Raw genomic sequence first — 12,316 nt, forward strand, 5'->3', positions numbered from 1 at the left:
GGCGGAGCGGCCCCGGTAAGTACTGCGGGGGGAGTAGTCCGGGAGCCGTCCACAGGGGTGACGTCACTGTCGGTGCGGCGGTCTAGTGTGCGGGCATGAGCGGGAGTCGGATCACACGCGAGCGGCTCGTCGACGCGGCCGCCGCGGTCGTGGTCGGCGCGATCGCCATGCTCGTCGCCCTGGGGGACGGCCGTGACGGACCCGTCGACCTCGCGTTGATCGCCGTCGGCTCCCTGGCCCTCGCCGCGCGCCGCACGGCTCCCCGCGCGGTCCTGGCGGTCACCACGGCCTGCCTGCTCGCCGAGGTGGTCCACGCCGGGACCTCGACCATCATGGCCCTGCCCGTGGTGGGCGCCGTGCACACCGCGGGGCGGTCCGGACACCGGGGGACGGCCGCCGCGGCCGCCGCCGTCTTCCTCGGCGGCTATGTGGCCGCGGGTTCGGCGAGCGCCTCCGTGGCGCGCGAGGCACTGCTCCTGGCCGGCTGGTTCCTGTGCGCGGTGGTGACGGGCCTGGCCGACAGCAACTGGCAGGCGTATCTGCGCCAGACCGAACAGCGCGCCCTGGAAGCCGAACGCACCCGCGAGGAAGCGGCGTTGCGCAGGGCGGGGGAGGAACGGCTGCGCATCGCACGCGAGTTGCACGACTCGCTCACCCACAGCATCTCCATCGTCAAGCTCCAGGCGGGCGTCGCCGTGCACCTGGCCCGCAAGCGCGGCGAGGCGATACCGCCCGCGCTGCTCGCCATCCAGGAGGCGAGCGGCGAGGCCATGCGTGAGCTGCGCGCCACACTGGAGGTGCTGCGCACGGACGAGCCGACCGGCACACCCGCGCTGCTCGTGGAGCGGGCGCGGGCGGCGGGCCTCGCGGTGGAGCTGACGGTGACGGGGCAGGAGCGGCCACTGGCGGCCCCGGTCGACCGGGCGGCGTACCGCATCGTCCAGGAGGCCCTGACGAACGCCGCGCGGCACGCGGGACCGGCGAAAGTGCTCGTCGGACTGGCGTACGGCACACGGGAGCTGGCCATCGACGTGGAGGACGACGGCACCGCCGACCCGTCCCGTCCTCCCACCCCCGGCATCGGCTTGACCGGCATGCGTGAACGCGTCACCGCCCTCGGCGGCACACTGGACGCCGGCCCGCGCCCGGAGGGCGGGTTCGCGGTGCGGGCGCAGTTGCCGCTGGGGGAGACGGGATGACGGACGACGTGATCAGGGTGGCGCTGGTCGACGACCAGGCGCTGATGCGGGCGGGCTTCCGCGCACTCCTGGAGGCCGAGGACGGCGTCGACGTGGTCGGCGAGGCGGCGGACGGGGCACAGGGCCTGGAACTGGTCCGCGCCCACGTGCCCGACATCGCGCTGATCGACGTGCAGATGCCGGTGATGACGGGCATAGAGGCCACGCGCCGGATCGCCGAGGACCCGGCGCTGTCGCCGGTCCGCGTGGTCATCCTGACGAACTACGGCCATGACGAGTACGTCTTCGAGGCGCTGCGCGCCGGCGCGAGCGGCTTCCTGCTGAAGGACACCGAACCGGCCGACCTGCTCCAGGCGATCCAGGTCGTGGCGCGTGGGGAGGCGCTGCTGTCCCCGTCGGTCACGCGCACACTGATCGGCGAGTTCGTCTCCAGACCGCCGGACCGCACCACGGCCCCCGGCCTGGAGTGCCTGACCCGGCGCGAGCGGGAGGTGACGGCACTGGCCGCCCGCGGCCTCACCAACGAGGAGATCGCCGCGCACATGGTCATCAGCCCGTTCACCGCGAAGACCCACGTCAGCCGCGCCATGACCAAGCTGGGGGCACGGGACCGGGCCCAACTCGTGGTGTTCGCCTACGAGTCCGGACTGGTGACGGCACGCGGCAACCGACCGCCGGTGTAAGCCTGCTGCGCCCGGGGCAGGGCTGACGCCCGCCTGACAGCGGGCGGATCAGTGTGTTGAGGGAGGCGCACCGGGTGATCCGAACGGCCGGACCGGCCGCATCGGCCGGACGGCGGCCGGGGCCCTGTAGGACAGCCCGGCCCAGGGCCTGCCCCGCGGATGCCGCCGGACAGGCCCTGACCCCGGGGGCTCAGCGCTTGAGCGTGAAGGTGAAGTCGGTGGAGAGCCGGCTGTTCAGCCGGACTGCCGAGACGAGCCTCCCCTCCGTGATCAGTTTGTCGACCTCGGCCCGTGACAGACCGCAGCCCTCGGCGATCAGCCGCACCGGCCGGACGGGGACCCGGGCCGCGAAGCGGACCGAGACATCGATCACCTCGCTGTCCAGGTGATCCGATCCGCCGGTGTCGAGGCGCCAGGCGCCGTCCCAGTCGAGGGCGACGCGGTTACGGCGCAGCACGAGCGGATCCTGGAGCAACTCCGCGGTCAGACCGGGGTCGTTGGCGTGCAGGCGGTCCAGCAGCTCAGGTCGTACGGAGCGTACGTTCATCCGCTCCAGGACCGTGAGCTTCGCGGTTTCCCCGCAGGCGGTACAGAGCACGAGGAGCCAGACGTCGAGGAGCTTGTGGTGTGCGTTGACGCGAAATCTGCCGCTGGCCCGGAAGCGCTCGGACGCGCACGTGTGGCAACGGCGGAGCACGAGCGGCAGGCAGGTGGGCGCGACGACCCAGTTATTGAGCACAGAAGTACACCGGTTTCAGTGAGAAATCCGCAGCAAGAAAGAGCGCGGCGCGAAGGCGCGACGCGCGACGATTCAGCGCTCGGGGGGTCTCACACGGTGTACAACGGCACGTCCTCGATCAGACGACTCGGGTCGGCAGCACGGTAATGGCGCACGGTGGCGCCGCTCCACTGGTTTTCGGGCGTCTCACCGTTGCCGGGGCGGGTCGCCCTTGAGCATGCAGGCTCCCTCTCGGACGTGGTCGGCCTGCGGCAAACGATCGGAGGGCGGCTCAGTGCAGGCAGAGGCAGAACGGATGCCCGGCCGGATCCGCGTAGACCCGCCAGTTGGCCCCCGGGCGGATCTGGTCCGTCCGCTCCAGCACGGTCGCACCGAGGGCGAGCGCCCGCTTCTCCTCACCGTCGAGGTCGTCCACATCGAAATCCAGATGGAGCTGCTGCGGGCGCTCCTGACCGGGCCACTCGGGCGGTCGGTAGCCGTCCACCCGCTGGCAGGCGAGCGGTGTCCCCTCGAACCCGTGCACCTCGACCCAGTCGGCGTCCTCGGCGTCCACGACCACCCGGCCGCCGAGCAACTCCGCGTAGAACTCCGCGAGCCGTACCGGATCAGCACAGTCCAGCGCGACAGCCTGCAGTTTGCGAATCACTTACGACGCCCCTCGCTCTCCGGCCGCTTCCGCGACGCCCCGGTACGGGAAGGGTCGTACCCGCCGCCGCGAGGGACATGCGCACCGCCCGCCCCCGCGCCGATCAGCGGTGCACCCCAGCGGGAACGGCCCGTACGCCACAACCCGGCTCAGGGCGCCGGCCCGGCGTCGACGTAGCCTGACGCCATGCGCACGTGGCACACGTGAGAAGTGAGGTGGAAGGCCCCATGTTCACGACCCGCCCCACACTCCAGGGCACCTTCGGCATGGTGTCCTCCACCCACTGGCTGGCCTCCCAGTCCGCGATGGCGGTCCTGGAGGACGGCGGAAACGCGTACGACGCCGCCGTGGCGGGCGCCTTCGTGCTGCACGTCGTCGAGCCGCACCTGAACGGCCCCGCGGGCGAGGTGCCGATCCTGCTCGCGCCCGCCGACGGCGAGGTGCGGGTGCTGTGCGGACAGGGCGTCGCGCCCGCCGGGGCGACGGTCGCGCACTACAGGGGGCTCGGCCTGGAGCTCGTGCCCGGTACGGGGCCCCTCGCCGCCGCCGTCCCCGGGGCCTTCGACGCCTGGATGCTGCTGCTGCGCGACCACGGGACCAAAACCCTCGCCGAGGTGCTCAAGTACGCCGTCGGGTACGCCGAACGCGGGCACGCGCCCGTGGAACGCGTCGGCGAGACCGTCGAGACCGTAAGGGAGTTGTTCGAGACGCAGTGGACCTCGTCGGCCGAGGTGTATCTGCCCGGCGGGAAGGCACCCCGCCCCGGCGAGCTGTTCCGCAACCCCGCCCTCGCCACCACCTGGAAGCGGCTCCTCGCCGAGGTCGCCGGGGCCGGGGACCGCGTCGCGCAGATCGAGGCCGCGCGGGAGGTGTGGCGCACCGGGTTCATCGCCGAGGCACTCGTACGGCAGGCCCGGCGTCCCACCCTGGACACCAGCGGTGAACGGCACTGCGGCACCCTCACCGCCGCCGACCTCGCCGGCTGGTCCGCGACCTACGAGGCGCCGGTGACGTACGACTTCCACGGCTGGACCGTGTGCAAGGCCGGCCCCTGGAGCCAGGGCCCGGTCCTGCTCCAGCAACTCGCCCTGCTCCCGCCCGAGCTGCCCCGCCACGGCTCCGCCGAGTACGTCCATCTGCTGATCGAGGGCTGCAAGCTCGCGATGGCCGACCGGGAGGCCTGGTACGGGGACGCCGCCGACGTGCCGCTCACCGAGCTGCTGTCGGATCCGTACAACGCGGCCCGGCGGAAGCTGGTGACGGACCGGGCCTGGCACGAACTGCGGCCCGGCAGTCCGGGCGGACGCGCCCCTCGGCTCTGCGCGCACGCCCACGCCGTGGCCGGCGAGCAACCCGGCTTCGACGTGCTGGGGGCCGGGGAACCGACGGTCGCCGAGCGGCCCACGTCCCCCGTGCCGGGCGAGCCGGACGTCGGCACCGACGGAGGCACTCGCGGCGACACCTGCCACCTCGATGTCGTCGACCGCTGGGGCAACATGATCGCGGCCACCCCGAGCGGCGGCTGGCTCCAGTCCAACCCCGTCGTGCCCGAGCTGGGCTTCCCGCTCGGCACCCGGCTCCAGATGACCTGGCTCGAGGAGGGCCTGCCGAACTCGCTGACGCCCGGCCGCCGCCCCCGCACCACCCTCACGCCCTCGATCGCCCTGCGCGACGGCGTGCCCGTGATGGCCTTCGGGACGCCCGGCGGGGATCAGCAGGACCAGTGGCAGCTGCACTTCTTCCTGGCGGTGGCGCTGCGCGCCCGGGTCCGCGGCGGCCTCGACCTCCAGGGCGCGATCGACGCCCCCAACTGGCACAACGACAGCTTCCCCGGCTCCTTCTACCCGCGCGGGATGCGACCGGGCAGCGTCACCGTGGAGTCCCGCATGGACGCCGGGGTGGTCGAGGAGCTGCGCAGGCGCGGGCACACGGTGACCGTCGGTGAGCCATGGTCGGAGGGGCGGCTGTGCGCCGTCGCGCGGGATCCGGCGACAGGTGTGCTGTCGGCGGCGGCCAACCCGCGGGGCATGCAGGGGTACGCGGTCGGCCGCTGACGAGGCGTGACGCCGCGGGACCGGCCGGCGCTGGGGACCACCCACTGTTCCGACCCGCTGCCCGCACGCCCCCCGAGTTCATGCCGGTGCCCCCTGCCGTTCACCGGCCGGGCGGGGATTGTCAGTGGCGCGTGCTCTCATGGAGGGGTGATCGAAAACAACGAAACCATCGACGAGTTTCTCGCACAGCACTCGGCCGACGTGGAGGAAGCCGTCCGTGAGGCGGCCGCGGCCGAGATCATGCCGCGCTTCCGGCAGCTCGCCGCGCACGAGATCGACCAGAAGAGCGGACCGCACGACCTGGTGACCGACGCCGACCGGCTCGCCGAGCAGTACCTCACCAAGACGCTCGGCGCGCTCCTGCCCGGCTCGATCGTGGTCGGCGAGGAAGCGGTGCACGCCAACCCGGCGTCGTACGAAGCGATCCAGGCCGACGCCCCCGTCTGGATCGTCGATCCCGTCGACGGCACCCGCCAGTTCGTGCACGGCGACGACGGCTTCTGCACGCTGGTCGCCCTCGCACAGGGCGGCGTCCTGCTGGCCTCCTGGACGTACGCGCCCGCCCGCGACCAACTGGCCACGGCGACACGGGGCCGGGGCGCCTTCCTCGACGGGAAGCGACTGAACTCCGGCGCGCCCGAGCCCGGCTCCGACCTCCGGGTCGCCACGTCCCACCCGGACTACACGACCGACGAGGAAAAGCGCGCGCTGCTCGGCCTGTGGACCGACGGCGTCGCCCCACGCCCCTGCGGCTCGGCCGGCCTGGAGTATCTCGCCGTGGCACGCGGCGAGTCGGACGCCGTCGCCTTCTCGTGGGAGGCGGCCTGGGATCACGCGGCGGGACTGCTCCTGGTCGAGGAGGCGGGCGGCGCCCACCTGACCCTGACCGGCGAGCCGTTCCGCATCACCGGGGGCAACGCGCTGCCGTTCACGGCGGCCCGGGACGCGGCCACGGCTCGCCGGGTGGCGGGACTGCTGTCGGCCGGAGCCTGATCTGGGCACGGCCGCCGCCGACACGCAGGTCGAGCACCTCGAACTCGGCGGGCGTGCCGTCCGCGGGCCACCGGCACCCCGCCCGCAGCAGCACCGCGGCGTCCACGAAGCCGTGGGCCGGCAGGCCGACGTCGACGAACACGCCCGTCACACCGGGACCCCAGGGGGAGCCGGTGAACGTGCCGGGCAGCCTGGTGCCCACGGGCAGCGGGCCGCCGTCGTGGCGGACCTCGCACTGCCGGTAGGCGCGTGCGCGGCCCCAGGTGAGGTCGAACTCCCTGGCGTCCACCTGCCGCGCGTCCGGTGGCTCCACGAGCGGGCCGCGCGCCGGCAGCCCGTACACGGCCTCGTACAGCTGAGCGCCCCACTCCCCGCACGTCTGCCGGGCGAGGGCGAGTTCGGCGAGGTCGGCGGCGACCACCGGAACCCGCTCGGGCCCCCGCAGGGAGATCTGCCGCAGCACCTGGGCGGTGTCCCGCACCTCGAACCAGTGCCACTGGTCGCTCTCGGGCGCATGGCAGCGGAAGCGGCGCGTCACCCGGTGGACTTTACCCGCGCTCCGGCGCTGTCAGCGGCCCGGCATATCCTGATCCCTCAAGGCCATCGGCTGACGAAGGGGTCCGAAGGTGCCGTCGATGCTCGATGCGGTCGTGGTGGGTGCGGGGCCGAACGGGCTGACCGCTGCCGTGGAGCTGGCCCGGCGCGGCTTCTCCGTGGCCGTGTTCGAGGCGCGCGACACCGTGGGCGGGGGAGCCCGTACGGAGGAGCTGACCCTGCCCGGCTTCCGCCACGACCCGTGCGCCGCCGCGCACCCCCTCGGTGTCAACTCACCCGCGTTCCGTGCCATGCCGCTGGAGCGCCACGGCCTGGAGTGGCTGCACGCCGAGCTGCCCATGGCGCATCCCTTCCCCGACGGCACCGCGGCCGTGCTGTCCCGCTCCGTCGCCGAGACCGCGGCCTCCTTCGGCCCGCGAGACGCGGGGACCTACCGCAGGCTGGTCGAGCCGTTCCTGACGAAGTGGGACACGCTGGCCCGCGACTTCATGTCGCTGCCCCTGACCGCCCTGCCCCGCGACCCGGTCACGCTGGCCCGGTTCGGCATGGTCGGCCTGCCGCCGTCGACCTGGCTGATGCGCCGATTCCGCGACGAGCGGGCCAGGACCCTCTTCGCCGGGCTCGTCGCCCATGTCATCGCCCCGCTCGGCGGCTTCGCCACCAGCGCCATCGGCTTGGTCTTCGCCCTCGCAGCCCACGCCCGCGGCTGGCCGGTGGCCCGCGGTGGCTCCCAGTCCATCTCCGACGCCCTCACCGCCTACCTCAAGGACCTCGGCGGCAGTGTCCACACCGACTACGAGGTCAAGCGGCTGGACGACCTGCCGCCCGCGCGTGCGTACATCTTCGACACCTCACCCACCGCGCTGGCCCGTATCGCGGGCTTCGGCAACTACTACGAGGGCTACCGGTACGGCGCCGCCGCCTTCAAGATCGATTACGCCCTCGACGGACCCGTGCCCTGGACCGCGGCGGAGGCCCGGCGCGCCGGCACCGTGCAGGTCGGAGGCAGCGGCGCGGAGATCGGCGCCGCCCTGCGCGCCGCGTCCCGGGAGGGCCGCGCACCGGACCCGCCGTTCCTGATCACGGTGCAGCCCAGCGTCGTCGACCCCACCCGCGCCCCGCAGGGCAAGCACGCCTTCTGGGCGTACGGGCATGTGCCGAACGGCTGGACCGGAGACCTCACGGACGCCATCGAGCGCCAACTGGAGCGTTTCGCACCGGGATTCCGCGACCGCGTCCTCGCCCGCGCCACCGCGGGCCCGGCCGAACTCGTCGCCCGCAACGCCAACTACGTCGGCGGCGACATCGCCTCCGGCGCGGCATCCGGACTTCAACTCCTGCTCCGTCCCAAGCTGTCGCTCTTCCCCTACGCCACCCCGCACCCGGCGGTCTTCATCTGCTCGTCGGCCACGCCACCCGGACCGGGGGTGCACGGCATGTCGGGGCACAACGCGGCCAAGGCCGTGTGGAAGCGCTTGCGGCAGGAAGCGTAGCCTGCTCGAACGACCCTAAATTCACCGCGAGTTGACGCCCCCGAAGCGCCTGACGGCCCCGCCCGGGCGGCTCGCGCTGTCGAGGAGCACGGTCCGCGGGGTGCGCGCCCTGCCCGTCGCCCGGCGGTGAGCCCGCGTGGCCATCCCGGCTGCTATAGAGGGGGACATGACCACGATCAGCCTCGTTCAGGGCGACATCACGCGGGAGAGCGTCGACGCGATCGTCAACGCCGCCAACTCCTCCCTCCTCGGCGGGGGAGGAGTCGACGGCGCCATCCACCGCAGGGGCGGCCCCGCGATCCTCGACGACTGCCGCAGACTGCGCGCCTCCCGGTACGGCAGGGGCCTGCCCACGGGGCAGGCGGTCGCCACGACGGCGGGTGAGCTGGACGCGCGGTGGGTGATCCACACCGTGGGCCCGGTCTACTCCCCGCAGGAGGACCGCGCCGATCAACTCGCCTCCTGCTACCGGGAATCGCTGCGGGTCGCCGATGAACTCGGCGCTCGTACCGTCGCCTTCCCCGCGATCTCCACCGGCGTCTACCGCTATCCGCTGGCGGACGCCGCACGGATCGCCGTGGAGACGGTGCGGGCGACGGAGACCGACGTCGAGGAGGTCCGGTTCGTCCTCTTCGACGAACGGGCGTACGAGGCGTTCGCCGCTCAGGTCGGCTGAGGGGGCGCGCCGCCCTTCCGGAGCGACCTCGTTCGGCCTCCGCCGTCGTTCGGGTGCTGTTTCGCCGCGAGATCACGAACACCGGCGCGTCGCCGGTGCATTTCGGGCTTTTCACACTAATCTCTCATAACTGTACGAAGTCGATCTCTCGCGGATCGCACCCCCACTCACTCCATCGGAGATGGCATGCACAAGCTTCACAAGGCTGCGGTCGTGGTCGTCGCCCTCGGCAGCGTCGGTCTCCTGAGCGCCGGCACCGCCACCGCCCAGGGCCTCGACGGCGGCGGCAAGGGCGGTCACTACAGTGTCCTGCAGAGCTCCAGCTGCAAGTCGCACGACCTGAACGTCGACGTCCTCGGCCAGGTCGGTGTGCTGAACGGCGTGCTCGGCAACGCGCTCAACGGCGAGGGCAACTCGGGTGGCCAGGACACGCACCTCGGCTCGTCCATGGGCTGTGACAACAAGGCGTTCTGAGCCGCGTCCCCCAGAGCGGGCCGGTGCCGCGTCACCGTTGCCCGATGCACAGCTCGTCAGGCCGTCCGCAGGCCGACGGAGGCCGATCCCCGGCTTCCGTCGGCGGTGCGGGACCGGTGGCCCCAAGGCGAGACCTACCGGTGGAGTACGGGCCGTGGCGGACAGTCCACGGACTGTCGCGCCGTTGGCAAGGCACCGGTGCCCGGCGGGCCGTGCAGACCGGGTTGCAGGCCGAGGCCGCATCCCGGAAACCAGTCAGGGGCCTGATCCGCTGTTCGCGGGTCGGGCCCCTGGCCGCGTGCTGCACCGTGCGCCTACCGTGGACACATGGCGGCACCCCTGGACGCGCTCGTGGTCGGCGCGGGACCCACGGGGCTGGCGCTCGCCGCGCAACTGAGCGCTCACGGTGCCACGTTCCGTCTCGTCGACCGTTGCCTCGACCGCGTCCACGAGTCCCGGGCGCTCGGCGTCCAGCCCCGCACCCTGGAGGCGTTGGCCGGCCTCGGTGTGACCGACCGGCTGGTGGCCCGCGGCAATCCCGCGGTGGGTCTGCGCCTGCATCTGACCCGGCGCACGGTGTCCTTGCCGCTCTTCGACGTCGGGCTGGCCGACAGCCCGTACCCCTTCCTGCTCTTCCTCTCGCAGGCCGAGACCGAGAGCGTCCTCGGTGAACACCTGGCCGAGCGCGGGGTGACGGTCGAGCGCGGCACCGAACTGGCCGCGCTGGAGCAGCGCGGCGCACACGTCGACTGCCGGCTGCGCCGTCGCGACGGCACTCGGGAAACCGTCGCCGCGCGGCACGTCGTCGGCTGCGACGGCGCCCACAGCACCGTGCGAACCCTGGCGGGCATCGCCTTCGAAGGCCACGCCTATCCGCAGACGTACCTGCTCGCCGACCTGGACGTCGACGGCCTGGAGCCGGGCGCCGTGCACTCCTACATGACCGCGGACGGCATGCTGTTCTTCTTCCCGCTGGGCTCGCCCGCCCCGTGGCGGAGGCTCGCGATGCGCCCCGGCGATGTCCCGGACGGCGAGGTGACGCTGGCGCTCCTGCGGCGGATCGCCGATCAGTACGGAGTGCGCGGGCACTGCCTGCGGGATCCGGTCTGGATGACGGCCTTCCGGCTCCACAACCGCGGCGCCACCCACTACCGTCGCGGACCCTTCTTCCTGGCGGGCGACGCGGCCCACATCCACAGCCCGGCGGGCGCCCAAGGCATGAACACCGGCATCCAGGACGCCCTCAACCTGGGCTGGAAGATCGCTCTGGTGTGCCGCGGAGCCGCCCCGCCGGAGCTCCTGGACACCTACGGCATCGAACGCGGCCCGGTCGGCCGTGAGGTACGGCGTCTCACCGACCGGGCCTTCGTCGTCGGGACCAGCCCTCATCCGCTTCTGCGGTTCGCCCGTGCCCGGCTCGCCCCGCGCGTCGCCCCTCTGGCGGTACGGGCGACAGCGCCGCGCGAGTGGGTCTTCCGCACCGTGTCCGAGCTCGCCATCCACTACCGGCGCAGTCCGCTCTCCGCGACCGGCGTACGACGGCCCCGCCGCGGCCCCCGGGCCGGGGACCGGCTGCCCGACCTGCCCCGAGGGCTCCAGGCACGGCTCGCCGCCCCCTGCTGGCACCTGCTGCTGACCGGACCACCCCACCTCTGGCCGGACCGGTTCCTCGACCCGGTGCTCAGGGGCCGGGCGGAGCTGGTCACCGTGCACCGCCTGGACGCTCGCGGCCCCTGGCCCGGCGTCGCCCATGGACTGCTGCGCCCCGACGGCCACCTCGGATATGTCGCGCGCGGCACCGATCTGGCGGGGCTGCGGGCCTATGCCGCCCGCTGGCTGCCGAGCGCAAGCGCCGCATGACACGAGGTGAACGGCGTCCGGCGTGGATCCGTACCCCTCTGCGTGCAGTCACACCGAGGAAGCAGCGTGCGGACACAGCGAGGAAGGACCGGCCGCGGCATGGCGGCCGGCAGTCTCATTCTTCTGTCCTTGACCACAGCGTGCGGCGCAGGGGGTGAGGACGAGGGGGGCGCCGCCAAGAGCACCCCCACCGAGGTCGCCGCCACCGCGGCAGGCGTGGTGGCACCGGCGAAGGTCGAGGTGATCGCCGGCCTGACGGGCTGCAAGGCCAAGATCCGCACCGAGGCCGACGAACTGCGTGAGGGCGTGTGTCACACGAAGCGGGGCGACTACCTCATCACCACCTTCCCCGCGGAGAAGTACAAGCTGACCTGGCTGGACGCCGCCGCCGTCTACGGGGGCGAGTACCTCGTCGGCACCCGCTGGGTGGTCAGCGCCGAACCGGCGTTGCTGGAGCGGCTGCGCCCCCGGCTGGGTGGGAGCATCCGGAAGTTGCGGGGCGTGGGGCCGACCGCCCCGGGCACGTCATAGCGCGACCGGGCCGGCGGCGCGGCTCATTCGGCCGCGTCGCTGATGCCCAGGCGCAGATGCTCCACGTGGTAGACGGCCTGGTCGAGCAGTTCGGCGACATGGTGGTCGTGCAGTGTGTACACGACCGAGCGGCCGTGTCGTTCGCCCACCACCAGGCCGAGGTTGCGCAGCAGGCGCAGCTGGTGCGAGCACGCGGACTGCTCCATGCCGACCTCCGCCGCCAACTCCGTGGCCGGCAGCGGCCCTTCGCGCAGGCGCGCCAGGATCAGCAGACGGGACGGGGTGGAGAGGGCCTGGAGGGTGGTGGCCACCTTGGCGACATTGGCCGCGTCCAGGCGTACGCGCTCGCCGGAGTCCTGCGCGGTGGTGACGGCTCCATGACCCATGAGCGGTATCTTACTCATCGTACATGA

Annotated in this window: 13 protein-coding genes; 9 read left to right on the forward strand and 4 right to left on the reverse strand. The window is 72.9% G+C overall.

From position 1 onward, the window contains the following. Positions 1–95: 95 nt before the first annotated feature. The gene (locus ACWCPI_RS24825; RefSeq protein WP_451040181.1) at positions 96–1,199 is read left to right on the forward strand and encodes a sensor histidine kinase; all 1,104 of its coding nucleotides are present in this window, start codon (positions 96–98) and stop codon (positions 1,197–1,199) included. Next, positions 1,196–1,882 carry a response regulator gene (locus ACWCPI_RS24830; protein WP_451040182.1) on the forward strand — a complete coding sequence of 229 codons (687 nt, stop codon included), beginning with the start codon at positions 1,196–1,198 and terminating at the stop codon, positions 1,880–1,882. Before ACWCPI_RS24825 ends, ACWCPI_RS24830 begins: the two co-directional genes overlap by 4 nt. 190 nt (positions 1,883–2,072) lie before the next feature. On the opposite strand, the gene ACWCPI_RS24835 is transcribed toward ACWCPI_RS24830, so the two are convergent. Further along, complete coding sequence (locus ACWCPI_RS24835; protein WP_451040183.1) at positions 2,073–2,621, reverse strand: DUF1062 domain-containing protein; 549 nt, start codon at positions 2,619–2,621, stop codon at positions 2,073–2,075. Positions 2,622–2,892: 271 nt separating this feature from the next. Beyond that, positions 2,893–3,267, reverse strand: coding sequence for a VOC family protein (locus tag ACWCPI_RS24840; RefSeq protein WP_451040184.1), 375 nt, complete (start codon positions 3,265–3,267; stop codon positions 2,893–2,895). A gap of 227 nt (positions 3,268–3,494) precedes the next feature. Between ACWCPI_RS24840 and ACWCPI_RS24845 the strand changes: the two genes are divergently transcribed. Continuing rightward, complete coding sequence (locus tag ACWCPI_RS24845) at positions 3,495–5,321, forward strand: gamma-glutamyltransferase family protein (RefSeq protein WP_451040185.1); 1,827 nt, start codon at positions 3,495–3,497, stop codon at positions 5,319–5,321. 147 nt (positions 5,322–5,468) lie between these two features. After that, positions 5,469–6,314, forward strand: a complete 846-nt coding sequence (locus tag ACWCPI_RS24850; protein WP_451040186.1) for an inositol monophosphatase family protein — start codon at positions 5,469–5,471, stop codon at positions 6,312–6,314. Here the strand turns inward: ACWCPI_RS24850 and ACWCPI_RS24855 are convergent. Beyond that, the gene (locus tag ACWCPI_RS24855) at positions 6,250–6,852 is read right to left on the reverse strand and encodes a hypothetical protein (RefSeq protein ID WP_451040187.1); all 603 of its coding nucleotides are present in this window, start codon (positions 6,850–6,852) and stop codon (positions 6,250–6,252) included. The genes ACWCPI_RS24850 and ACWCPI_RS24855 overlap by 65 nt on opposite strands. Positions 6,853–6,949: 97 nt before the next feature. Between ACWCPI_RS24855 and ACWCPI_RS24860 the strand changes: the two genes are divergently transcribed. The 5 genes from ACWCPI_RS24860 to ACWCPI_RS24880 all read left to right on the forward strand — a co-directional run bounded on the left by ACWCPI_RS24860 (position 6,950) and on the right by ACWCPI_RS24880 (position 11,903). Next, positions 6,950–8,362, forward strand: coding sequence for a phytoene desaturase family protein (locus ACWCPI_RS24860; RefSeq protein ID WP_451040188.1), 1,413 nt, complete (start codon positions 6,950–6,952; stop codon positions 8,360–8,362). A 166-nt stretch (positions 8,363–8,528) separates the two neighbouring features. After that, positions 8,529–9,038 (forward strand): O-acetyl-ADP-ribose deacetylase, encoded by a 510-nt coding sequence (locus ACWCPI_RS24865; RefSeq protein ID WP_451040189.1) that lies wholly within the window; start codon positions 8,529–8,531, stop codon positions 9,036–9,038. A 186-nt stretch (positions 9,039–9,224) separates the two neighbouring features. Then, positions 9,225–9,512 carry a hypothetical protein gene (locus tag ACWCPI_RS24870; RefSeq protein ID WP_019760071.1) on the forward strand — a complete coding sequence of 96 codons (288 nt, stop codon included), beginning with the start codon at positions 9,225–9,227 and terminating at the stop codon, positions 9,510–9,512. Positions 9,513–9,839: 327 nt separating this feature from the next. After that, a complete protein-coding gene (locus ACWCPI_RS24875) occupies positions 9,840–11,372 on the forward strand; it encodes an FAD-dependent monooxygenase (protein ID WP_451040190.1) in 1,533 nt (510 codons plus the stop codon). 99 nt (positions 11,373–11,471) lie between these two features. Continuing rightward, on the forward strand, positions 11,472–11,903 hold the full coding sequence (locus ACWCPI_RS24880) for a hypothetical protein (protein WP_451040191.1): 432 nt from the start codon (positions 11,472–11,474) through the stop codon (positions 11,901–11,903). 23 nt (positions 11,904–11,926) lie between these two features. Here ACWCPI_RS24880 and ACWCPI_RS24885 read toward each other — a convergent pair whose 3' ends face one another. Further along, positions 11,927–12,289 carry an ArsR/SmtB family transcription factor gene (locus ACWCPI_RS24885; RefSeq protein ID WP_451040192.1) on the reverse strand — a complete coding sequence of 121 codons (363 nt, stop codon included), beginning with the start codon at positions 12,287–12,289 and terminating at the stop codon, positions 11,927–11,929. Positions 12,290–12,316: the final 27 nt, after the last annotated feature.

The sequence above is a fragment of the Streptomyces sp. NPDC001920 genome (genome assembly GCF_053594495.1).

Coding starts and splice junctions, on each gene's coding strand:
- ACWCPI_RS24825 (WP_451040181.1), top strand. CDS start 96: ATGAGCGGGAGTCGGATCACACGCGAGCGGCTCGTCGACGCGGCCGCC.
- ACWCPI_RS24830 (WP_451040182.1), top strand. CDS start 1,196: ATGACGGACGACGTGATCAGGGTGGCGCTGGTCGACGACCAGGCGCTG.
- ACWCPI_RS24845 (WP_451040185.1), top strand. CDS start 3,495: ATGTTCACGACCCGCCCCACACTCCAGGGCACCTTCGGCATGGTGTCC.
- ACWCPI_RS24860 (WP_451040188.1), top strand. CDS start 6,950: ATGCTCGATGCGGTCGTGGTGGGTGCGGGGCCGAACGGGCTGACCGCT.
- ACWCPI_RS24865 (WP_451040189.1), top strand. CDS start 8,529: ATGACCACGATCAGCCTCGTTCAGGGCGACATCACGCGGGAGAGCGTC.
- ACWCPI_RS24870 (WP_019760071.1), top strand. CDS start 9,225: ATGCACAAGCTTCACAAGGCTGCGGTCGTGGTCGTCGCCCTCGGCAGC.
- ACWCPI_RS24875 (WP_451040190.1), top strand. CDS start 9,840: ATGGCGGCACCCCTGGACGCGCTCGTGGTCGGCGCGGGACCCACGGGG.
- ACWCPI_RS24880 (WP_451040191.1), top strand. CDS start 11,472: ATGGCGGCCGGCAGTCTCATTCTTCTGTCCTTGACCACAGCGTGCGGC.
- ACWCPI_RS24885 (WP_451040192.1), bottom strand. CDS start 12,289: ATGGGTCATGGAGCCGTCACCACCGCGCAGGACTCCGGCGAGCGCGTA.